Here is a 21,193-nt window from a genome sequence, read left to right on the forward strand (position 1 = left end):
TCAGCCGGCCACCGGCGTCGCCTCCGGGCGCAGCTGGTGCGGCATCTCCCAGCCCTCGGCCAGCCGGGACGGGTGCACGTTCTGCCCGCCGCCGAAGAACTCGCAGAACTTCATGATCAGCGGGTCCCAGCGCAGCGGGTCCACGTAGCTCGTCCCGGGAAGGACCAGGTCCTCCTCGACGTACGCGCGCAGCACCTGCACCTCGAACGCGGTGGCGTGCGCCGAGGTGCCGCCGAAGCGGTGCGTCGCGACGACCCGGCACTCGAGCTGGACCGGGCACTCCGCCACCCGGGGTGCCCGGACCAGCTCCGACGGCTGCGCGGTCAGCCCGGCCACGGCGAACTTGTCCGGCTCGTAGCGGTAGCCCTGCCGCACCTTGTGCTCCGGCACGTCCGGCCGGCCGGTGGTGAGCGCGACCCGGTCGACCGCGTCGACCATCGCCGCCGACGGCAGGTTGAGCACGCACTCCCGCTCGCGCCGCAGGTTCGCGGTGGTTTGGCCGCTGTCGCCGAGGCCGAGCATGGCGTGCTGCCCCAGCCACCACGCCGACGACATCGGGGCGAGGTTTGCCGTGCCGTCCGGGTTGACCGAGCTGACCAGCACCACCGGGGTGCCGAAGTAGAGCACCTTCAGACCGGGAACCACGTGCATCGTTACGCCTTCCACCGCGGGCGCGACCGGACGTCGCGCCTCCCGTCCTCGACTCTGCGCGGTGACGGTGGGGCGGTGCTGGCGGTGATCGGACGTCGCGTTCGGCCCCCTCGGCACGAGTCGACGGCACAGCCCGTCGACCAGGGCCAGCACCCCCATCTCCCGCCCGCCCGGGTCACGGAAGGAGGAAGGGCTGTCGATACGACAACACGTGGAACCGTGGGACACGTAGCGTCAGATTCGTGATCGACCCCAACGCGGATCGCGCCATGTCCCGGCAGCTCGCGGACCTGCTGCGAGACCGGATCACGTCTGGCGATCTCGCGCCTGGCGCCTCGCTACCAGGTGAGCTTCGGCTGGCTCAGGAGTACGGGCTGAGCCGTACGAGCGTCCGACAGGCGATAGCGCTACTGAGGTCGGAAGGGCTCGTCAGCGTGGAACCGCCGCGCGGCACGTTCGTCCGCGCCGACGAGCCGACCGAGACAGTGACCCTGCTCAAGGGCGACACGGCCTCCGCTCGGATGCCCACCCCAGCCGAGCGCCGCGAGTTGGAGATTGGCGAGGGCGTTCCGGTCATGGTGATCTTCCGCGCCGACGGCTCGCGCGAGATGTACGCCGCCGACCGCATCCGCGTCGGTCACGGATCTTCTCCCGCCAGCGTCAGCAACCCCGCCGGGGAGCCTGGTCACCGTTGCCGGCCAACGTCGGCGCTCCGGTCGACAAGTGACAACATGTGAAAGAGGTCGAAGATCACTGGCCGGGACATGCGCGCAGCCTGCTGAGACCGTCACGCCGTGGTCATGGTTGCCATCTCGCACCGCCGTACACGAATGCCATGGCCATCCAGCATGTGATCATGACGGCCGCCCGCCGAATCGCCAGTTGTGCACCTTGATGTCGGCGTACCGGTCCGGGGTCAGGATGGCGCGTGCCGTGTCCGGGTCCGGCGCCCGGACCAGTGCCGCGGTGCCCAGCCAGGTGGCGCCGGTGTCGGACAGCAGTGGCCCGTACGCGATCAGCTCGTCCGAGTTGGGCGGCACGGCGAGGTCGGCGGCCTGCCCCGTGCCGAAGCCCAGCACCAGGTACCGGTTGCCGCCGGTCCGGCCGCCGGCGAAGTCCCACATGGTGCGTCCCAGCGTGTTGCGCCACCGGCGCAGCAGCACGTCGCGGTACACGCCGGCCTGGTAGTTGGGCTCGTCGAAGGCGAACGCGCGGGCGGCGGCGGGATCGGGCAGGTCGACGATGTGGACGCTGCCGGTGGGCGTCATGCCGTCGTCGGCGATGGTCGGTCCGCGAGCGATCATTTCCCTTGCGTACCGGTCCATGTAGGACCAGTGCTCGCCGAGCAACTCACCGCGCAGCGCCACTGAGCCGGGCCGATCGCGGTGGTAGCACAAGAACTCCATGCCCCACAGTCTTGACTGGCGACGGAGACTGATGCGGGCCGGGCACCACCCGCCCGCGGCATCGACCCTGACCATCGATCTCCTCGGTGTGCTTGCCGTGCGCGGCTAGCCTGTCGGCCGTGCGGAGATGGCGGCGGATCGACCCTTGGGGCGTGCGGCAGGCGTTCGCCGGCCTGATGCTCGTCGCCGGGTCGGCGATGGCGGTGACGATCCTGGTCGTCATCCTCAGGGCTCTGACCACCGGGCACGTCGACCTGGGATCCGCGCTCGGCATGGTCGGCGCTCTCGCCCTCATGGCCGTGTGGCTGACCTTCGCCGCCCGGTTGTACCTCACGGGCATCTACGTCAACGACCACGGCGTGCGGTTGCGGCACCAGTTCTCCACCCGGACGCTGCCGTGGTCGGCGGTGACCGGTTTCGAGGTGCGGGCGGCGCGGTTCCTCGGCGAGCCGACCGTCAGACCCGCCTGCTGGGTGCGCACCGCCGACGGCGCTGTCGAGACGCCGGTGCAGCGGCGCTCCCGGGCCGGGGGATTGCGCAAGAACGTCGGCCCGGTGCTGCGCCCGGCGGAGTTCGACCGGATGGTCGCCCGGCTGAACGCCGAACTGGCCGCCGCCCGGCGCGCTCAGGCGGGCGGGGGAGCGGTGGTGCGGTAGATCGCCGCCAGCCAGACGTCGAGCAGCACGTCGACCACGTCCCGCTCGGCCACCGCCGGCCCGTCGCCGGCGAAGGTGGCGTACCAGACGCGCTCGTTCATCGAGTTCAGCGCGATGGCGAGGTCGCGGGCGGGCAGCCCGTCCGGGGCTGCGCCGCGCCGCCGCTCCGCCTCGATCGCGGTCTCGATGGCCTGCACCCAGCGCTCCAGCACCGTGGCCCAGAGCCGGCGCACCTCGGCGTTGGTGCCGCGCACCTGGGCGCAGGCCAGCACCACCGCGCGGTGCGCGCCGAACGTCTCGTGGAACCGGGCGATCAGCTTCCGCCACCGGGCCCGCGGGTCCTCGGCCAGCCGGACCAGCGCGTCGCCGCAGGTCGCCTCGGCCTCCTCGGTGACCCGGTCGAGCAGCGTCAGCAGCACCGCGTCCTTGGACGGGAAGTAGAAGTAGAAGGTGGGCCGGGAGATGCCGGCGCCGCGGGCCAGGTCGTCGATGGAGATGTCGGCGAAGGCCCGGCCGTGCAGCAGCCGCTCGGCGGTGGCCAGGATGGCCGCCTCGCGCTCGTCGCCGGAGGAGCGGGCCGCGCGGCGTCCGCGCGGGGTCGCGGTCCCGGTGGCCGTACGGGCGGTCGTCATGACCGCTGACTCTACACCGGATCGACACTGTGTCGATTGGACTCGACAGGGTGTTGACGGGCGTCGACGGCGGTGGATAGTGTCCGGGGTCACCGCCTCGGATCGGGAGATGACATGGCCTCCGACTACGTCGACGTGCTCATCGTGGGTGCCGGCCTCTCCGGCATCGGCGCCGCCTGCCACCTGCGGCGCACCTGCCCCGACAAGACGTACGCGGTGCTGGAGGCGCGGGACGCGATCGGCGGCACCTGGGACCTGTTCCGCTACCCCGGCGTCCGGTCGGACTCCGACATGTTCACCCTCGGCTACTCGTTCAAGCCGTGGACCGACCCGAAGGCGATCGCCGACGGCGACGCGATCCGCGACTACGTCCGCGAGACCGCCCGCGAGTACGCCGTCACCGAGCACATCCGCTTCCACCACCGGGTCGTCCGCGCCGAGTGGGACAGCGCCACCGCCCGCTGGACGGTGCACGCCCGCCGCGACGACACCGCCGAGGACGTGGCGCTCACCTGCTCGTTCCTCTTCACCTGCTCCGGCTACTACCGCTACGACGCCGGCTACACCCCGGACCTCCCCGGCGCGGAGACGTTCGCCGGGCGGATCGTGCACCCGCAGCACTGGCCCGCCGACCTCGACCACACCGGCAAGCGGGTGGTGGTGATCGGCAGCGGCGCGACGGCGGTGACCCTGGTGCCGGCGATGGCCGAGCGGGCCGGGCACGTCACCATGCTCCAGCGCTCACCCACGTACGTCCTCGCGCTGCCCTCGCGCGACGTGATCGCCGACGCGCTGCGCCGCTGGCTGCCGGCGAAGGCCGCGTATCCGGTGGTGCGGTGGAAGAACGTGCTGCTCACCACGGCCAACTTCCAGCTCAGCCGGCGCGCCCCCACGCTGATGCGCAAGCTGCTCCGGCGGGCCGCGAAGGGCCGGCTGCCGGCCGGCTACGACATCGACCGGCACTTCTCGCCCCGCTACGACCCGTGGGACCAGCGGCTCTGCGTGGTGCCCGACGGCGACCTCTTCACCGCCCTGGAACAGGGCCGGGCCTCGGTGGTCACCGACACCATCGACACGTTCACCCCGCGGGGCATCCGGCTCGCCTCCGGCGCGGAGTTGCCGGCCGACATCGTGGTCACCGCCACCGGGCTGAACCTGCTCGCCCTCGGTGGGATGACGCTGACCGTGGACGGAGCCGACGTCGACCTGGCGAGCACCGTCGCCTACAAGGGCATGATGCTCTCCGGGGTGCCCAACTTCGCGATGACCATCGGCTACACCAACGCCTCCTGGACGCTGAAGGCGGACCTGGTCGCCACGTACGTCTGCCGGCTGCTGCGCCACCTCGACCGCACCGGCCAGCAGATCGTCACCCCGCTCGCGCCCCGTGACGGCGCGCTGGAGCCGATCATCGACCTCAAGTCCGGCTACGTGCTGCGCAGCGTCGACGCGCTGCCCAAGCAGGGCGCCTCGGCGCCGTGGCGGCTGCACCAGAACTACCCGCGCGACGTGCTGCTGATGCGGCACGGCCGGCTGACCGACGTCGGCGTGCGCTTCTCCCGCGTCGCCGCAGACCGGTCCAGCACCCCGGAAAGGAGCACCGCCGGTGCGTAGCTTCGACTTCACCACGGGCACCGCCGTGGTCACCGGCGCCGCCAGCGGCATCGGGGAGGCCCTGGCGCACGGGCTCGCCCGCCGCGGCAGCGACCTCGTGCTGCTCGACCGCGACGCCGAGCGGCTCGCCGCCGTGGTGGCCGCGATCCGCGCCGCGCACCCCGACCGGCAGCTGACCAGCTACGTGGTCGACCTCGCCGACGCGGCGGCCACCGCCCGGGTGGCCGAGGAGGTCCGCCGGCGGCACCCCGCGATCCGGCTGCTGGTCAACAACGCGGGCGTGGCGCTGGGCGGCCGGTTCGACCAGGTGACCCTGGAGGAGTTCACCTGGGTCATCGAGATCAATTTCCGGGCCGTGGTGCAGCTGACCCACGCCCTGCTGCCGGCCCTCAAGGCCGAGCCCGGCGCGCACCTGGTCAACGTCTCCAGCCTCTTCGGCCTGATCGCCCCGGCCGGGCAGGCCGCCTACGCGGCGAGCAAGTTCGCCGTACGCGGCTTCACCGAGGCGCTGCGCCACGAACTGGCCGATGACGGCATCGGGGTGACCTCGGTGCACCCGGGCGGCATCCGCACCCGGATCGCGCAGAGCGCCCGGATCGGTAGCGGCGTCTCCGTCGAGGAGTACGAGGCCGGCCGCAAGCAGTTCGAGAAGCTGCTCTCCATCGACCCGGCCAGGGCCGCCGAGATCATCCTGCGCGGGGTGCGGCGCCGCCGCGGCCGGGTGCTGATCGGCTGGTCGGCGAAGCTGCCCGACGTGCTGGCCCGGGTCGCCCCGGCCTCGTACGGCCGGGTGCTCGCCCTGGGGCTGGCCCGCGCGGCCGCCGATCCGGCCCGCCGGGCCACCACCGTCCCCGCCCAGCGGCAACCCGACCCGTCCGACCCGGCCGCGTCGCCGCCGCCGACGGCTCCGCCGAGCGACAGGACCGCCGACCGGGCGGGAGACCTGGTATGAGCGCGGCGGCCGGCCCCCGGCACGTCACCGTCGACGGGCGGCGGGTGCGCCACCGGGTCGACGGCGACGGCCCGCCGGTGCTGCTGCTGCACGGCATCGGCCGGAGCCTGCGCGACTTCACCGAGCAGCACGAGCTGCTCGCCGACCGGTACCGGGTGCACAGCGTCGACCTGCCCGGCTACGGCGGCTCGCTGCCGATGGCAGAGCCGTACACGCTGCCGGCGCTGGCCCGGTTCGTCGGCCGCTACCTCGACACGGTCGGCGTCGAGGCGCCGGCGCACCTGGTCGGCAACTCCCTCGGTGGCGCGATCGCCATGCAGCTGGCCGTCGCCGAGCCGGCCCGGGTGGCCAGCCTCGCGCTGGTCAACAGCGCCGGTTTCGGCCGCGAGGTGACCATGATGCTGCGGCTGCTCGCGCTGCGCCCGCTGGGCCGGCTGCTGCTGCGGCCCAGCCGGGTCTCCGCCCGGCGCACCGAGCGGGCCCTCTTCCACGACCCGGCGTTCGCCACCGCCGAGCGCGTCGCGTACGCCCTCGAGGTGGCCCGCATGCCCTACGTCGCCCGGGTGATGCTGGAGACCGCGCGCAACCTGGGCAGCTTCCGGGGCGTCAGCCCGCGGTGGCGGGAGGCGCTGCTCACCGAACTGGCCAGCCTCGACGTGCCCACCCTGATCGTCTGGGGCGACCGGGACCTGATCCTGCCGGCGGCCCACCTGGACGCCGCCCGCACCCGGCTGCCCCACGCCCGCACCCACCTGTTCACCGACTGCGGGCACATGCCGCAGATCGAGTGCGCCGAGGAGTTCAGCCGGCTGCTGGTCGACTTCTGGACCGCCGCTCCCGCTGCCGGGCCAGCACCGTCAACGCCACCAGGGCGAACAGCAGCAGTGCGATGAGGTAGACCGACCCCGCCGCCCAGGGGGTGGCCAACACCAGCAGCGCGGTCACCGGGAAGGCCGCCACCACCACCCCGCGATGCCTGTGCAGCACCCGCAGCGTCCAGACGGTGAGCAGGTAGACGGCCGTCGGGACCGCCAGGGCGTGACCGACCACCAGGTCGCTGACGTGGGTCAGGTGCCGATGATGGTCGACCGCCACCCACAGCCCGGCGCCGACCGCGGCGACCGACGCGAAAACCAGGTAGTGCCCGTACCCCCAGACCAGCGACGCGGGCAGCCGCACCGGCACCTCTACCTCGCGGTCGAAGTAGAGCCACCACAGCGCGAACACGATCACCGTGCCGGCCGCCGCCAGCGGCCGCAGCCCCTGCTCGCCGGCGTCCACGCCGGTCTGGATGGCCACCGACGTCGCGAGCACCACCTCGCCGAGCACGATCAGGGTGAACAGCCCGTACCGCTCGCCGATGTGCCGGGGGTGCCAGGTGGTCATCCCCGGCCGCTCGGCCACCGCCGGGACGAGCAGGTCGGCCAGGGCCAGCACGAGGAACGTCCAGAGCCGCCAGTCGTCCGGCAGCAGGAGCCGGATCAGCCAGCCGAGCTGCACCAGGGTCACCCCGACCGCGTACCGGACGTCCGCGGCCCGGTGGCCGGGGTCGCCGGCCGCCGCCCGCAGCCACTGCGTCACCAAGGCCAGCCGCATCACCACGTACCCGTAGGTGATGGTGACGAAGTCGCCCTCGGTGAACGCCCGGGGCACGCCCGCGGCCAGGATCAGCGCGCCCGCGATCTGCACCAGGGTGGTGATCCGGTAGACGTCGTCGTCGGTGTCGTAGGCGGAGGCGAACCAGGTGAAGTTCATCCAGGCCCACCAGATGGCGAAGAACACCATCAGGTAGCTGCGCACGGCGTGCCCGAGGTGGTTCTCCGCCACGTCGTGGTGCAGGTTCGTCGCCGCCTGCGCGACGGCCACCACGAAACAAAGGTCGAAGAAGAGCTCCAGCGGCGTCGCGGCGCGGTGCTTCTCGCCGCGCTCGCGCGCGGTCATCGGCCGGTACCACGGCCGCAGCCCACCGTTCGTGGCCACCGGGCTCTCCTCGCGCCGTCCGGCCGGACGGCTTCACCATAGGCAGGTCACCGGCCGCGCCGAGCCGGGTTCGGCGGAGCCGCCACGGTAGCCGGGCCGTGCGTTCCGGCCGGCTCAGTCCGTGGCGACCACCGCCGGTAGCGGCTGGTGCGGCGCGGCCGGGGACTCGGCGTCCAACCGCTCCAGGGTGCGCAGGGCGGCCTCCACCTCGGCGGGCAACCGGCGCCGCCCCCGCAGCGCCCACCGCAGCTCGCGGCCCGCGTCGAGCAGACCGCCCCGCCCGGCCGGGTCCCGCACCGTCTCAGCCACGGTGCGCAGCACCACCCCGGCGGGGCGGCGCAGGGCCGCGGTGAGCAGCCGGTTGCGCGCCTCGGTGCGGTGCCGGGCCCGGCGGTCCCGCCCCGCCGGCAGCGGGTGGTGGTGCACCACCAGGTCCTCGGCGTACGCCAGCCGCCACCCGGCCGCGGCCAGGTCCATCGCCAGCAGCGCCTCCTCGCCGTACGTGCCCAGCGGTTCGGCGAAGGCGCCGACCTGCCGGAACGCCTCGCGGCGCAGCACCACCGCGCAGGCCAGGAAGCCCAGCACCGCCGGGCCGGGCGCGCCCGGCGGGACGCCCAGCGGGGCCTGTGCCATCGCCGCCGACACCGGGTCGAGCCGCTCCTGCGGGCCCACCCGCACCTGCCCGGTCAGCAGCCCGGTGCGCGGGTACCCGCGCAGCAACCGCGTCGCGTGGTCCAGCGCGCCCGGAGCCCACCACGAGTCGTCGTCGACGAACGCCACGAACGGGGTACGGGCGAGCGCCACCCCGATGTTGCGGGCCGCCGCCGCGCCGGCGTTCGCGTCGAGCCGCACCACCCGCACGTCCGGAAAGGCGTGCGCCACCGCCTCCGGGGTGCCGTCGTCCGAGACGTTGTCCACCACGATCACGGGTGCGGTGTGCCGGGCCAGCGTCGCCAGCAGTTGGCGGCGGCGGTTGCGGGTGGCCACCACGACGGTCACGACGGTCACGTCGGTCATGGCAGCCCTGGTACCCCGGTCGACGCCCGGCCACGCCGTTTCGACCCGGCGGGTGCGGGGGATGCGGGCGGATGCCCGACGACGCGGTGACCCTTTTCCTCGCCGGGGACGTGATGACCGGCCGGGGCGTGGACCGCGTCCTGCCCCGGCCCGGCCCGCCCGACCTGCGCGAGCGGGCGGTCCGCGACGCCGACGAGTACGTCGGGTTGGCCGAGTCGGTCAACGGGCCGATTCCCCGCCCGGTGCCGGCGGAGTGGCCGTGGGGCAGCGCCCTGCCGCTGCTGGACGAACTGCGGCCGGCCGCGCGGATCGTGAACCTGGAGACGGCGGTGACCGGGCGGGGCGCGCACGAGCCGGGCAAGGCCGTGCACTACCGGATGCACCCGGACAACGTGCCGTGCCTGACCGCGGCCCGGCTCGACGTCTGCGCGCTGGCCAACAACCACGTGCTCGACTTCGGGCCGGTGGGGCTCACCGACACCCTGGACGCGCTGGCCGGGGCGGGCATCGCCACCGCCGGCGCCGGCCGGGACGCGGCGGCGGCCTGGGCACCCGCCCGGGTGGACCTCGGCGCCGGGCGCCGGCTGCTGGTCTTCTCGGTGGCCGCCCCGTCCAGCGGCGTGCCGCCGTCCTGGGCGGCCGGTGCCGACCGGCCCGGGGTGGCGTACCTGCCGGAGGTCTCGGCGGTCACCGCCGACCTCGTGGCGGAGCGGATCGCCGCCGCGGCCGGTCCGGGGGACCGGGTGCTGGTCTCCGTGCACTGGGGCGGCAACTGGGGGTACGAGGTGCCGGCCGAGCACGTCGAGTTCGCCCACCGCCTCGTCGAGGCGGGGGTGGACGTGTTGCACGGTCACTCGTCGCACCACCCCCGGCCGGTGGAGGTGCACCGGGACCGGCTGATCCTGTACGGCTGCGGGGACCTGATCGACGACTACGAGGGGATCAGCGGGCAGGAGGCGTACCGGCCGGAGCTGCGGCTGCTCTGGCTGCCCGCCCTCGACCCGCGGACCGGCCGGCTGCGCGACCTGCGGGCGGCCCCGGTGCGGATCCGCCGGATGCGGCTGGAGCCGGCGACCCCCGCCGAGGCGGGCTGGCTCGCCGACCTGCTCGGCCGGCTCGGCACCCGGTTCGACGTCGGCGCCGACGGGCTGCTCACCCTGCGCCGCGGCTGACCGGGGTGGCGCGTGCCACGTCCCGGGCACCCGGCCCGGCACCGGCCGTGACCGGCCGGATCATAGATACATGACGCATCCCTCCGCGCCGACCCGGACGAGCGTCCCGTCGGCCGCCGAACGGGCCTACCGCCACCTGAAGCGGTCCATCCTGGAGCAGGTCTACCCGGGCGGGCAGCTGGTCAGCGAGGGGGAGATCGCCGAGGCCACCGGGGTCTCCCGCACCCCCGTGCGGGAGGCGCTGCTGCGGCTGGAGGCAGAGGGCCTGGTCCGCCTTTATCCCAAGCGGGGCGCGCTGATCCGGCCCGTCTCCGCCCGCGAGATCACCGACGTCATCGAGGCCCGCCGGCTGGTCGAGCTGCACGCCGCCGAGCGGGTCTGGCCCCGCCGGGCGGCGCTGCGGGCCGAGCTCGCCGCCCGGCTGGCCGAGATGCGCGCCGCGCACGCCGCCGGCGACCTCACCGCCCTGATGGCCGCCGACCGCGCCTTCCACGCCACCGTGGTGGACGCCGCCGGCAACGAGATCCTGGCCGAGCTGTACCAGCGGCTGCGGGACCGCCAGCTGCGGATGGGGGAGGCGAGCTTCCGGCTCTCGCCCGGCTGGGCCGAGGTGGCGCTGACCGAACACGCCGCCCAGCTCGCCGCCCTCGAGGGCGACGACCCGCAGCGTTGGCTCGGCACGGTCGCCGCGCACATCGACAACGCGGCCGCCGTGCTGCGGACGCTGCGGTGACCGCCGAGCCGGGAGCGGGCCGCCGCTCCGGCTGGCTGGTCTGGGGCATCGCGCTGAGCGCGTACCTCACGGCGGTGTTCCACCGCAGCTCGCTCGGGGTCGCCGGGGTCGACGCCGCACACCGGTTCGACATCAACGCCAGCACGCTGGCCACCTTCTCGGTCGCCCAGCTCGCCGTGTACGCGGTGATGCAGGTGCCGGTCGGCGTGCTGCTCGACCGGTACGGCTCCCGCCGGCTGCTGATCGCCGGCGGCGCCCTGATGGTCGCCGGCCAGCTCTGCTTCGCCCTCGCCACCGACGTGGGCCTGGCCGTCACCGGCCGGGTGCTGGTCGGGCTGGGCGACGCGATGACGTTCATCAGCGTGCTGCGGATCGTGGCGTTGTGGTTCCCGGGCCGGCGCTATCCCATGCTGACCCAGCTGACCGGCACCCTGGGCCAGTTGGGCGCCATCCTCGGCGCCGTGCCGCTGGTGGCGCTGCTGCACCGGGCCGGCTGGACCCCGGCCTTCCTGGTCGCGGCCGGGCTCGGCGCAGCGGTGCTGCTGATGGTCGTCGCCGCGGTCCGGGACACCCCGCACCGCGAGGTGACCGCCCGCTCCCGGTCGGGCCTCGCCGCGGTGCGCCGGGAACTCGCCGCCGCGTGGGCCCAGCCGGGCACCCGCCTCGGGCTCTGGACGCACTTCGTCACCCAGTTCTCCGGCGCGGTGTTCGCCCTGCTCTGGGGCTACCCGTTCCTGGTGCAGGGGCAGGGGCTCAGCCCGACCGCCGCCGCGTCGCTGCTGACCCTGATGACTGTCGGCATGCTGGTGTGCGGGCCGGTGATCGCGCACCTGTGCGCCCGGCACCCCTTCCACCGGTCGGTGCTGGTCTTCGCGATCACCGCCGGCACCGCGGCGGTCTGGGCGGTGGTGCTGGCCTGGCCCGGCCCGGCGCCGCGCTGGCTGCTGATCACGCTGGTGCTGGTGCTGGCGGTCAATGGCCCCGGCTCGCTGATCGGCTTCGACTACGCGCGTTCCTTCAACCCGGTCAGCCGGATCGGCAGCGCCACCGGGCTGGTGAACGTCGGCGGCTTCGTCGCCTCGATCACGCTGGTGCTGGCGGTGGGGGTGGTGCTCGACCTGGCCACCCCGGCCGGCCGGGCCACCCCCGACCTGGCCGCCTTCCGGTGGGCCTTCGCGGTGCAGTACCTGCTCTGGGCGCTCGGCGCGGTGCAGGTGCTCCGCTACCGCAACGCCGCCCGACGCCGGCTCGCCGCCGAGCGCGCGCCGGTCGCCGATCCCGCCCCGGCCCCGTCCTGAGCGCGGCCGTGCGACGCGTGTCGACCGGACGTCGTCGGACAGTGGCGTCCGGCGTCGGTCAGCGGCCCCGGCGGCGGAGGGTGAGGTCGTCCAGCACCAGGGTGAGGCCGGCGCCGAGCAACCAGACGTCCTTGGCGAAGCCGATGCCCTGCTGGGTGGGGCGCAGGCTGCCCTGCTCGCGCATTCCCGGCGTCTTGACGTAGAGCTGGGTCAGGCCGGCGGCGAAGGCGGCCAGCCCGAGGCCGGCCAGCGCTGACGGCACGAACGGCGCGAGCAGGGCGGCGCCCAGGGCGATCTCGGCGCCCGACAGGAGTCGGGCGAACCGGTCCGGTGGGAACTGCTTGAGCTGCGGGATGGCGCCGACGGCCATCCCGTGCAGGCCCTGCGCCGACTCGCCCTCCAGCGTCCGCTTGCTCAGCCCGGAATTGAGGACGAACGCGCCGATGCTCACACGCAGCGGCAGATGGCTCAGCTTCATGGCCCACTCCCGTCCGACGGCCGAATCGTGCCCCCGCCTACCCGGACAGCGCCGGGGATAACCGCCGCGCGGCTCTGGGCCGCGGTGGTGATCGGCGGTAGTTTCGCCCCAGGGTGCTGATCGACCGGTGTCGCCGTACCCCCGGCGGCGCCGGATCCGGACGGAGGCGGTGCGCCGCGCCGCGGAGCAGGAGGAGACCGTGAGCCAGCAGGTCCGGGGAGTCATCTCCCGCAGCAAGGGCGCGCCGGTCGAGGTGACCACCATCGTGGTCCCCGATCCGGGGCCCGGTGAGGCGGTCGTACGGGTGCTGTCCTGCGGGGTCTGCCACACCGACCTGCACTACCGCGAGGGCGGCATCACCGACGACTACCCGTTCCTGCTCGGCCACGAGGCGGCCGGCATCGTGGAGGAGGTCGGCGCCGGCGTCGATTCCGTCGCCCCGGGCGACTTCGTCGTGCTCAACTGGCGGGCCGTCTGCGGCGTCTGCCGGGCCTGCCGCCGCGGCCGGCCCTGGTACTGCTTCGCCACCCACAACGCCGCCCGGAAGATGACCCTCGCCGACGGCACCGAACTGGCCCCCGCGCTCGGCATCGGCGCGTTCGCCGAGAAGACCCTGGTGCACGCCGGCCAGTGCACGAAGGTCGACCCGGCCGCCCGCCCGGCCGCGGTGGGGCTGCTGGGCTGCGGGGTGATGGCCGGCCTCGGCTCGGCGATGAACACCGGCGGGGTGACCCGCGGCGACTCGGTGGCGGTGATCGGCTGCGGCGGGGTGGGCGACGCGGCGATCGCCGGCGCGACGCTGGCCGGCGCGACGACGATCATCGCCGTGGACACCGACGCGCGGAAGCTGGAGTGGGCCCGCCGGTTCGGCGCGACCCACACCGTGGACGCGTCCGGCGAGGATCCGGTCGAGGCGATCCGCGCCGCCACCGGCGGCTTCGGCGCGGACGTGGTGATCGAGGCGGTCGGCCGGCCGGAGACCTGGAAGCAGGCGTTCTACGCGCGGGACCTCGCCGGCACCGTCGTGCTGGTCGGGGTGCCGACGCCCGAGATGACCGTCGAGATCCCGTTGCTGGACGTCTTCGGCCGCGGCGGCGCCCTCAAGTCCAGCTGGTACGGCGACTGCCTGCCCAGCCGCGACTTCCCCATGCTCACCGCGCTCTACCTGCAGGGCCGCCTCGACCTCGACGCCTTCGTCACCGAGGAGATCGCGCTCGACCAGGTGGAGGAGGCGTTCGCCCGGATGCACCGCGGCGACGTGCTCCGGTCGGTGGTGGTCTTCTGATGGCCGTCCGGATCGACCATACCGTCACCGCCGGCACCTTCTCCCTCGACGGGCAGACCTTCGACGTGGACAACAACGTCTGGGTGGTCGGTGACGACGTCGAGTGTGTCGTCGTCGACGCCCCGCACGACGTGGGCGCGATCCTGGCCGTCGTCGGCGGCCGGCGGGTCCGGGCGATCCTCGCCACCCACGCCCACGACGACCACGTCCGGGTGGCCCCGGCGCTGGCCCGGGCCACCGGCGCGCCGGTGCTGCTGCACCCCGCCGACCGGGTGCTCTGGGACCAGGTGCACCCGGACGAGCCACCCGGCGGCGACCTGCGCGACGGCGCCACCGTCGAGGTGGCCGGCGTCGCGCTGACCGTGCTGCACACCCCCGGGCACAGCCCCGGCGCGTGCAGTTTCCACGCGCCGGCGCTCGACGTGGTGTTCACCGGGGACACCCTCTTCGCCGGCGGCCCGGGCGCCACCGGCCGCTCGTACAGCGACTTCGGCACGATCATCGACTCCATCCGGAGTCGGCTGCTCTCCCTGCCTCCGGAGACGGTCGTGCACACCGGCCACGGCGAGAGCACCACCGTCGGCGCGGAGGCGCCGCACCTGGACGAGTGGCTGGCCCGCGGCCACTGACCCGGCCGGGACCCTCAGCGTTCGTCGGGCGGGCCGAGCACCGGCTTGACGTCCAGCACCGGCGTGCCGTCCAGCGCCTCCAGGTCGGCGACCCGCACGCGCAGCCCGTCCACCGCCAGCACCCGCACCCGGTGCAGGCCGATCGGGTTCGGCCGGTGCGGCGACCGGGTGCTGAACACCCCGGTCTCCGGCCGGGACGCCTCGCCGCGCGGGTGCACGGTCAGCACGTCCCGGCTGGCCCGGTCCAGCCAGGTCAGCACCAGCACCTCCGCGCCGGCCGGCAGGTCGCGCAGGGCCGCCGCTACCTCCGGCGTGAAGTCCAGGTACGCCTCCGGCGCGCCCTCGTCGCCCTGACGCGGCGCGGTCGCCGCGTCGGTCAGCGGCGAGGAGACCCGCCCGACCGGCCGAAGCCGGAAGGTGTCGTCGGTCATGTCGTCCTCAGCATGTGTAGGCGGACCGCCGTCCCGGCGGGGGAGGTGTGCACCCGGACCAGGTCGCAGAGCGCGTGCACGATGACCAGCCCCCGCCCCCCGATGCCGTCCGCCGCGGGGGTCAGCCGCCCGGCGAGCGGGTCGGTCAGCCAGCCGTCGTCCCGGATCTCGCAGACCAGGTGCTCGGCGGTCCGCCACACCCGCAGCACGCCGCCGCCTCCGCCGTGCGCGACGCTGTTCGTCGCCAACTCGGTGACCGCGATCTGCAGATCCGCCACCCGGGCCTCGGTCAGACCGGTGGCCTCGGCGTGGCCGGCGACGAACCGGCGTACCGCGGAGAGCATGTCGACCTGGTAGGCCAACTCCGCGACCGGCTCGGTGGGGAGGGGCAGCGGCACGTTGTAACGGTCCACCACGTCCGCCGGGGCGTAACCCGGGCTGGAGCGCCGTCCCGTCCGGTCCACCAGCACCGGGTGGGTGGCGCACGCGTCGGCCAGCATCACGCCGTCGAGGGAGGTCGCGTCGTAGGGGCAGAGGATGGTGGCGTCCCGGCCGGCGAACGCGGCGTTGATCATCGCCTCGTGCTGGGCGCAGGCGGGGTATTCCATGTCGGTGCGGCCGGCCCAGATCGGCTCGCCGATGATCCGCACCCGCCGGCCGGAGTGCCGGTCGGCGAACGCCTGCAGCACCCACGGGATGATCCGGCCCGGATTGCGGCCGGCCTCGGTCATGTCCGCCCAGTGCACGGGTGCCGCGGCGCCGACCGCCGCGCGGACCAGCCGCAGGTTGGCGCCGGGCATGGCGACCAGCACGGGCTCGCCGGCGGTCAGGCCGCCCTCGACGAACGGGACGGTGCCGGCCCGCAGATCGTCGGCGTCCTGGTAGAAGAGCCCCTCGTGCACGAAGGTGCCGGTGGACGGCACCACCTGACCCGACGCCGTCACGCCGCCTGCCACGGCAGGGCCAGGGCGCGCCGGCGGGGGGCGTCGAGGCCCGCGGACCCGTCGTCGTACGCCAAGCAGACGTGGTCGCCTAGGAACACCTGGTCGACCACCACGGCAGCAGTCACGTCATCGCCTCCCGGTCGGCGCGCCCCCACTGTAGCGCCGCCCCGACGCCCGCCTGACGGCCGACCTGCTGAGAAGGTGGGTAGGCTGCCCGGGTATGGCCGCCGATGACGCCCGTTCGCCCGCCGTACGCCAGCTCCGCCTGGTGGTGGAGGCGGAGGACCACGCCGCGGCGGTGGCGTTCTTCCGCGACGCGCTGGGCCTGCCCGAGCAGGCGGCGTTCTCCGGCGAGGGCGACGCGCGGGTGGTGATCCTCGACGCCGGCCGGGCCACCCTGGAGATCGCCAACCCGGCGCAGAAGCGGATGATCGACGAGGTGGAGGTGGGGCGGCAGGTCGCCCCGAAGATCCGGGTGGCGTTCGAGGTGGACGACAGCCGGGCGGCCACCGACCGGCTGGTCGCCGCCGGCGCCACCGAGATCGCCCCGCCGACGGTGACGCCGTGGCACTCCCTCAACTCCCGCCTGGACGCCCCGGCCGGGCTGCAGATCACCCTCTTCCAGGAACTCCTCGACGCCGACGAGCGGACGACCCTCGACGGGTTCGGCACCGACCGCCCGCGCGAGGAGTGACCCGAGCGGGTCAGCCCGGGCCTGATGCCGGAGCGGGGCGAAAACGGGGTGGCGCCGGGCCGGGTGGCGCCGAGATGATCTGCCGCATGCACCCCGTCGTCGATCCGGCCGCGCTCACCCCCGCCCAGCACGCGGCCCTGCGGCACGTCCGCGCGGTGGCGCTGCGCGACCGACCCGCCGCGCTGGCCGCCATCGGCCGCGCGCTCGCCGGATCGGGCGTCACCCACCAGCCCGAGCAGTTGATCGCCGCGATCGGCCGGCACGGCCGGCTCACCCTCAACTTCCACCCGGACCGGCTGCTCGCCGACGGCCGTACGGTGGCCGAGGCGCTCGCCGCCGAGGGGACCTACCGCAGCCAGTTCGAGACCCGGATCTCCAACGGTGGGCTGACCGCGTACCCGGGCGGTGACCGGGACCGCTGGGAGGAGTCGCTGTTCGGCGGCGCCTACCAGGCCCCGGGCGTACGCCTCGCCGACCGGCCCAAGTACGGCGGGCTCAACCTGCTCGACCACCCGGACGGCGCCTGCCCCCGGTTCGGCTCGTGCCACCTGCGGTTGCGTCCCGAGGTGCTGGCCCGCGCCACGTTCTGCTTCGGCGACAGCCACCTCGGCCCCCGCGACCTCGGCACCGTCGACGTGTTCGAGCCGGTGCTGGCCGCCCTGATCGCGGCGACCGAGGGCACCGGGGTCAGCCTCGGCCGACCGGGCATGGACACCCTCGCGCTGGTGCGGGAGCTGCTGCGCCGCCGGGAGGACGTCGCCTGGTCGCCCGGCGCCGCCGGCCGCGCCCTAGACGACTACATCGAGGCGCAGATCCACGGCGAACTGGACCTCGCCCGGGACGTCGAGGCGGTGGTCGTCGACCCGTCCTTCCGGGGCACCGAGGCCGGCGCGACCCTCGCCGCGATCGCCCGCCGGCACGGCTTCGCGCTGTGCTGGCACCGGGGCTTCGTGCTGCCGGTCGACGGGATCGACCCGGAGTTCCGGGGGCCGGCCATTCCGCCGCTGGCGGCCCGGGTGCACGCCGAGTTCGCCCGGCCGGGCGACCCGGTCGACGCCGCGCTGATCGGCCGCGCGGCGGCCTCCGTGGTCACCGAACCGGCCCGGTGGGCGGACCGCGGTCCGATCGAGGTCACCCTGCAGCACCTCAAGCAGCTCTGGCACGTCCTGGTCCGGTTCGGGACCCCGTACGCCGACTGAGCCCGGCCGGGTCGTCCGTACCCGTTTCCGCCCGGGCCCGTCCTGAATCCCGCTCGCGTCGCCTGCCCGATCCGTCCCGTTCGTGCCGAGCTGGGCCGGCGTGGCCGGACCGAATCTGCTGGCCATTTCGTCCCGTATATGCCAGGTAGTGGCGTGACGGCCCAGGTCCTCACCCCGTGTCGGTGATCCGGATCGCAGCCCTCGACGGTCGGCACCATTTCCGGAATGACCGACACGTGAAGCTGGTTGTGTCCCCCGTACCGCCGGAGCGCAAACCTCTTCTCCGGCCTTTCTCCGGCACCGGAGATCCCCCGAGAGGTGCTCACCCGGAGCGCTTCACGATCGAAAGGGCAACCATCGTGAAGGTCGACTTCACTCGATGGCTCCCGGCCATCGCGAAGGACTCGTACCGCAAGACCGCGCTGAGCGTGGTCGGTGTGGCCGCCCTGGGCGGCCTGGCCCTCGCGCCGACCGCCGCGGCGGCACCGATCACCACCGGCCCCCACGAGGGCGCCGTGGCGGCGATCGAGAAGGCCACCGGCCGGGCCAAGACCGACCGGACGTCGGAGTCCGCACTGACCACCGGCGGCACCACGGTCAAGCCGGCCGCCGAGAAGCCCACCCGCGAGGAGCTGATCCCGCACGGCGTGGAGGGCGCTCAGTCGCGCATCCCGCTGGACGACGCGCAGCTCGCCAACGCCCGGGCCATCATCGACGTGGCCAAGAAGACGGGCGTGGGGGAGCGTGGCGCGGTGATCGGCATCGCGACGTCGCTGCAGGAGTCGAAGCTCTACAACCTCGGCCACCTGGGCGCGTACAACGACCACGACTCGCAGGGCCTGTTCCAGCAGCGCCCGTCGTCGGGTTGGGGCTCGCCGGAGCAGATCACCGACCCGGAGTACGCCTCGACGGCGTTCTTCACCGCGCTCAAGAACGTCGGCGGCTGGCAGGACCTGCCGCTGACCGCCGCGGCGCAGACGGTGCAGGTCTCGGCCTACCCGTTCGCGTACGCGCAGTGGGAGGAGCAGGCGGCGGACATCGTCGCGCAGCTCTGGTGACAACCGCATGACGACCGGCCGGTCCCCGCACGGGGGCCGGCCGGTTCGCATGTCACGGGTTCACTCCGGCGGCGCGGTCACGGCAGCGGCGCGCTCTCCCGGCGCAGCTTCGCCGAGCCGGCGCCGACCGACCAGCCGGCCACCCACCGGCTGGCGGTACCGGGCCGGGTGCGGTCGGCCAGATGGTACCAGTCCATCCGGCAGCGCTGCCGGGTCACCTCCAGCACCCCGTAGCCGTGCCCGTCCAGCTCGGCCCAGCGCACGTGCGGGTTGGTGGCGCGGACCAGACCGGCGCCGAGAGCGCTGAGCGGGTTGCCGGCCGGCAGGTCCAGGAAGTCGTTGACGTTGTCACTGGTCACCGAGGGCACCACGAACTCGGCGGCGGCCGGGGCGTACGGGCCGGTGGCGCTGGTGGTCACCTCGTTCGCCCACGAGGTGTGGATGTCGCCGGTGAGGAAGACGACGTCCCGGGTTCCGGCCGCGCGCAGGTGGTCGACCAGTTCGTCGCGGTCGGCGTTGTAGCCGTCCCACTGGTCGACGTTGAGCGCCGCGCCGTTCCGCGGAATGCCGAGCAACTCACCGAGCGGGCCGAGCAGCCAGGCGGGCAACGCCCCGACGTCGAGCCGGGCCATCATGACCGGGTTCCCGACCAGCTTCCAGCGCGCGGTCGACGCGGCCAGGCCGCTCTTCAACCACGCCATCTGCGCGTCCCCGGTGATCGTCCGCGCCGGGTCGTCCACGGCGGTCCCGGACGCCTGCCGCGACCGGTACGTGCGCAGGTCCAGCATGGACAGCTCGGCGAGCCGGCCGAAGGGCAGCCGCCGGTAGATCGCCCCGTCCGCGCCGGTGCGCACCGGCATCCACTCCAGGTACGCCTGTCGCGCCGCGGCCAGCCGGTCGGCGAAGTCCCCTTCGACGCCGGGGGTGTGGTTCTCCGCCCCGCCGGACCACTGGTCGTTGGCCACCTCGTGGTCGTCCCAGGTGATCACCCAGGGCACCGCCGCGTGCAGCGCCTGCAGGTCCGGGTCGCCCTTGTAGAGGGCGTGCCGGATCCGGTAGTCGGCCAGGGTGAGCACCTCGTGCGCCGGCCGCACCGGGCGCACCACCGTCCCGCCCGCGGTGAACTGGCCGGTGCCGTACTCGTAGAGGTAGTCACCCAGGTGCACCACCAGGTTGAGGTCGCCGCGCTGCGCCAGGTGCCGGTACGCCGCGAAGTAGCCGGCCTCCCAGTTGGCGCAGGACACCACGCCGAGCCGGAGCCGGTCGATCTCCGCGTCGATCGCCGGCGCGGTCATCGTCCGCCCGGTCGGCGACCACCCGCCGCCGTGCCCGAAGCGGTACCAGTAGGTGGTGGCCGGAGCCAGACCGGTCACCGCCACCTTCACCGTGTGGTCGCGCGCCGCTCCGGTGGTCAGCGCTCCCTGGGCGGCGATCGTCGCGAAGTCGGGATCGGTGGCGACCTGCCAGCTCACGTCCACGTCCGGCCCGACGCCGGAGCCGGGTTGCGCCTCGTCGGTCGGGGTCAGCCGGGTCCACCACGCCGGATGCGGCGGTGTCGTTGCAGGGCTTAGATCGACACCGGGTCGCCGATATGGCGGTATCCACCCGTCTTGGATACCGCGATGTCGGCGGCATGGAGTCGATCACCTCGCCCATCCGGGCGCGAATGGGACCTCGCCGGGCCGGGCAGGGTCATGCCGGGATGGGGTGGGTGTCCGGTTTGTGGGTGTGACCGGCCGCATTCGGGTGGTGGAATCGGGGCCGGGTCGGGGGCGTTACATCATGCGGACGATCGAGCAAGAGCCCGCCGCCTTCTGATCGGGTGCGGGGCCGGGCCGCGGAATGATGGTGGCCGGCCGGTCGTTACATCCCCCGGCGATCGCAGCAACGAACCCCGCCGGCCCCGAGCCGGTGAGGGTCTGGGCCCGGAATGATGGCGGGCCGGCGGTCGTTACACACAGTCCCGGCGCCGCGAGGGCACCCCCGCCCTCACGGTTGGGTCGGGCTTCCGGCACCACGGGCACCCCCCGCCCGCGAGCGTGCCGGATCGGAAAATCCCCCAAGTCTTTGAGCGCCGGACGGTGCTTGCGTCTCTACGCCCTTCCCCCTGGGCTGGTGGCGCCAACCCCCAAGGAGCTTGTGATGAACACGATTCTGCGGAAGAGCGTGCTGGGTGTTGCTGGTCTGGCGTTTGCCGGTGGTGTGTTCGCCGGTCCGGCTACCGCGCAGGCCGCTCCGGTGGAGCAGGTCACGCCGGTCGCCGTGGTGCAGGCCGACAAGCCCGACACCGCCAAGCTGATCCCGCACGGTGTGCAGGGTGAGCAGTCGCGGATCGACCTTGACGACGAGCAGGTCGGCAATGTG

22 protein-coding genes and 2 pseudogenes are annotated in these 21,193 nt (G+C 74.1%); 14 read left to right on the plus strand and 10 right to left on the minus strand.

What is annotated here, in order from left to right; genetic code table 11:
- The gene (locus ACVCAH_RS19585) at positions 1–651 is read right to left on the minus strand and encodes a flavin reductase family protein (protein ID WP_447137613.1); all 651 of its coding nucleotides are present in this window, start codon (positions 649–651) and stop codon (positions 1–3) included.
- A gap of 242 nt (positions 652–893) precedes the next feature.
- Here ACVCAH_RS19585 and ACVCAH_RS19590 point away from each other — a divergent pair, with 242 nt between their 5' ends.
- Entirely contained in the window at positions 894–1,388 is a 495-nt protein-coding gene (locus tag ACVCAH_RS19590) for a GntR family transcriptional regulator (protein WP_447137614.1), read from the plus strand.
- A 117-nt stretch (positions 1,389–1,505) separates the two neighbouring features.
- On the opposite strand, the gene ACVCAH_RS19595 is transcribed toward ACVCAH_RS19590, so the two are convergent.
- Positions 1,506–2,057: a YciI family protein gene (locus tag ACVCAH_RS19595; RefSeq protein WP_447137615.1), complete on the minus strand. Its 552-nt coding sequence runs from the start codon at positions 2,055–2,057 to the stop codon at positions 1,506–1,508.
- A 119-nt stretch (positions 2,058–2,176) separates the two neighbouring features.
- On the opposite strand from ACVCAH_RS19595, the gene ACVCAH_RS19600 reads away from it, so the two are divergent.
- Positions 2,177–2,713, plus strand: coding sequence for a PH domain-containing protein (locus ACVCAH_RS19600; RefSeq protein ID WP_447137616.1), 537 nt, complete (start codon positions 2,177–2,179; stop codon positions 2,711–2,713).
- On the opposite strand, the gene ACVCAH_RS19605 is transcribed toward ACVCAH_RS19600, so the two are convergent.
- Entirely contained in the window at positions 2,683–3,345 is a 663-nt protein-coding gene (locus ACVCAH_RS19605) for a TetR/AcrR family transcriptional regulator (protein WP_447137617.1), read from the minus strand. The genes ACVCAH_RS19600 and ACVCAH_RS19605 overlap by 31 nt on opposite strands.
- 114 nt (positions 3,346–3,459) lie before the next feature.
- Here ACVCAH_RS19605 and ACVCAH_RS19610 point away from each other — a divergent pair, with 114 nt between their 5' ends.
- The 3 genes from ACVCAH_RS19610 to ACVCAH_RS19620 are packed head-to-tail and all read left to right on the plus strand — an operon-like array spanning position 3,460 to position 6,804.
- Positions 3,460–4,959 (plus strand): flavin-containing monooxygenase, encoded by a 1,500-nt coding sequence (locus ACVCAH_RS19610; RefSeq protein ID WP_447137618.1) that lies wholly within the window; start codon positions 3,460–3,462, stop codon positions 4,957–4,959.
- The gene (locus tag ACVCAH_RS19615) at positions 4,952–5,911 is read left to right on the plus strand and encodes an SDR family NAD(P)-dependent oxidoreductase (protein WP_447137619.1); all 960 of its coding nucleotides are present in this window, start codon (positions 4,952–4,954) and stop codon (positions 5,909–5,911) included. The genes ACVCAH_RS19610 and ACVCAH_RS19615 overlap by 8 nt, the downstream gene beginning before the upstream one ends.
- A complete protein-coding gene (locus ACVCAH_RS19620) occupies positions 5,908–6,804 on the plus strand; it encodes an alpha/beta fold hydrolase (RefSeq protein ID WP_447137620.1) in 897 nt (298 codons plus the stop codon). Before ACVCAH_RS19615 ends, ACVCAH_RS19620 begins: the two co-directional genes overlap by 4 nt.
- Here the strand turns inward: ACVCAH_RS19620 and ACVCAH_RS19625 are convergent.
- A complete protein-coding gene (locus ACVCAH_RS19625; protein WP_447137621.1) occupies positions 6,713–7,891 on the minus strand; it encodes a low temperature requirement protein A in 1,179 nt (392 codons plus the stop codon). The two genes, ACVCAH_RS19620 and ACVCAH_RS19625, sit on opposite strands and share 92 nt — an antisense overlap.
- A 114-nt stretch (positions 7,892–8,005) precedes the next feature.
- A complete protein-coding gene (locus ACVCAH_RS19630) occupies positions 8,006–8,908 on the minus strand; it encodes a glycosyltransferase family 2 protein (protein ID WP_447137622.1) in 903 nt (300 codons plus the stop codon).
- Positions 8,909–8,979: 71 nt separating this feature from the next.
- On the opposite strand from ACVCAH_RS19630, the gene ACVCAH_RS19635 reads away from it, so the two are divergent.
- The 3 genes from ACVCAH_RS19635 (at position 8,980) to ACVCAH_RS19645 (ending at position 12,111) form a co-directional block, all read left to right on the plus strand.
- Positions 8,980–10,080, plus strand: a complete 1,101-nt coding sequence (locus ACVCAH_RS19635) for a CapA family protein (protein WP_447137623.1) — start codon at positions 8,980–8,982, stop codon at positions 10,078–10,080.
- 70 nt (positions 10,081–10,150) lie between these two features.
- Positions 10,151–10,813 (plus strand): GntR family transcriptional regulator, encoded by a 663-nt coding sequence (locus ACVCAH_RS19640; RefSeq protein ID WP_447137624.1) that lies wholly within the window; start codon positions 10,151–10,153, stop codon positions 10,811–10,813.
- Positions 10,810–12,111, plus strand: coding sequence for an MFS transporter (locus ACVCAH_RS19645; protein WP_447137625.1), 1,302 nt, complete (start codon positions 10,810–10,812; stop codon positions 12,109–12,111). The genes ACVCAH_RS19640 and ACVCAH_RS19645 overlap by 4 nt, the downstream gene beginning before the upstream one ends.
- A 58-nt stretch (positions 12,112–12,169) precedes the next feature.
- Here the strand turns inward: ACVCAH_RS19645 and ACVCAH_RS19650 are convergent, their stop codons facing one another.
- The gene (locus ACVCAH_RS19650) at positions 12,170–12,589 is read right to left on the minus strand and encodes a hypothetical protein (RefSeq protein WP_447137626.1); all 420 of its coding nucleotides are present in this window, start codon (positions 12,587–12,589) and stop codon (positions 12,170–12,172) included.
- 199 nt (positions 12,590–12,788) lie between these two features.
- On the opposite strand from ACVCAH_RS19650, the gene ACVCAH_RS19655 reads away from it, so the two are divergent.
- Both ACVCAH_RS19655 and ACVCAH_RS19660 read left to right on the plus strand, forming a co-directional pair.
- Positions 12,789–13,874, plus strand: coding sequence for an S-(hydroxymethyl)mycothiol dehydrogenase (locus ACVCAH_RS19655; protein WP_447137639.1), 1,086 nt, complete (start codon positions 12,789–12,791; stop codon positions 13,872–13,874).
- On the plus strand, positions 13,874–14,503 hold the full coding sequence (locus tag ACVCAH_RS19660; protein WP_447137627.1) for an MBL fold metallo-hydrolase: 630 nt from the start codon (positions 13,874–13,876) through the stop codon (positions 14,501–14,503). The genes ACVCAH_RS19655 and ACVCAH_RS19660 overlap by 1 nt, the downstream gene beginning before the upstream one ends.
- A gap of 14 nt (positions 14,504–14,517) precedes the next feature.
- Here the strand turns inward: ACVCAH_RS19660 and tsaA are convergent, their stop codons facing one another.
- From tsaA to ACVCAH_RS19675, 3 genes are read right to left on the minus strand one after another with little or no spacing between them, the layout of a single operon-like run.
- The gene (gene tsaA, locus ACVCAH_RS19665; protein WP_447137628.1) at positions 14,518–14,934 is read right to left on the minus strand and encodes a tRNA (N6-threonylcarbamoyladenosine(37)-N6)-methyltransferase TrmO; all 417 of its coding nucleotides are present in this window, start codon (positions 14,932–14,934) and stop codon (positions 14,518–14,520) included.
- Entirely contained in the window at positions 14,931–15,878 is a 948-nt protein-coding gene (locus tag ACVCAH_RS19670) for an anti-sigma factor RsbA family regulatory protein (protein ID WP_447137629.1), read from the minus strand. Before ACVCAH_RS19670 ends, tsaA begins: the two co-directional genes overlap by 4 nt.
- Positions 15,875–16,003, minus strand: a complete 129-nt coding sequence (locus ACVCAH_RS19675; protein WP_447137630.1) for a hypothetical protein — start codon at positions 16,001–16,003, stop codon at positions 15,875–15,877. Before ACVCAH_RS19675 ends, ACVCAH_RS19670 begins: the two co-directional genes overlap by 4 nt.
- Before the next feature lie 95 nt (positions 16,004–16,098).
- On the opposite strand from ACVCAH_RS19675, the gene ACVCAH_RS19680 reads away from it, so the two are divergent.
- The 3 genes from ACVCAH_RS19680 to ACVCAH_RS19690 all read left to right on the plus strand — a co-directional run bounded on the left by ACVCAH_RS19680 (position 16,099) and on the right by ACVCAH_RS19690 (position 18,829).
- The gene (locus ACVCAH_RS19680; protein ID WP_447137631.1) at positions 16,099–16,572 is read left to right on the plus strand and encodes a VOC family protein; all 474 of its coding nucleotides are present in this window, start codon (positions 16,099–16,101) and stop codon (positions 16,570–16,572) included.
- 86 nt (positions 16,573–16,658) lie between these two features.
- Complete coding sequence (locus ACVCAH_RS19685; protein WP_447137632.1) at positions 16,659–17,771, plus strand: DUF3626 domain-containing protein; 1,113 nt, start codon at positions 16,659–16,661, stop codon at positions 17,769–17,771.
- A gap of 359 nt (positions 17,772–18,130) precedes the next feature.
- Positions 18,131–18,829: a hypothetical protein gene (locus ACVCAH_RS19690; RefSeq protein ID WP_447137633.1), complete on the plus strand. Its 699-nt coding sequence runs from the start codon at positions 18,131–18,133 to the stop codon at positions 18,827–18,829.
- 77 nt (positions 18,830–18,906) lie between these two features.
- On the opposite strand, the pseudogene ACVCAH_RS19695 reads toward ACVCAH_RS19690, so the two are convergent.
- Positions 18,907–20,364: pseudogene (locus ACVCAH_RS19695) on the minus strand (alkaline phosphatase D family protein); the annotation flags it as partial.
- A gap of 607 nt (positions 20,365–20,971) precedes the next feature.
- On the opposite strand from ACVCAH_RS19695, the pseudogene ACVCAH_RS19700 reads away from it, so the two are divergent.
- Positions 20,972–21,193 (plus strand): annotated as a pseudogene (locus ACVCAH_RS19700) (hypothetical protein); the annotation flags it as partial.

Source organism: Micromonospora sp. LZ34 (genome assembly GCF_052981855.1).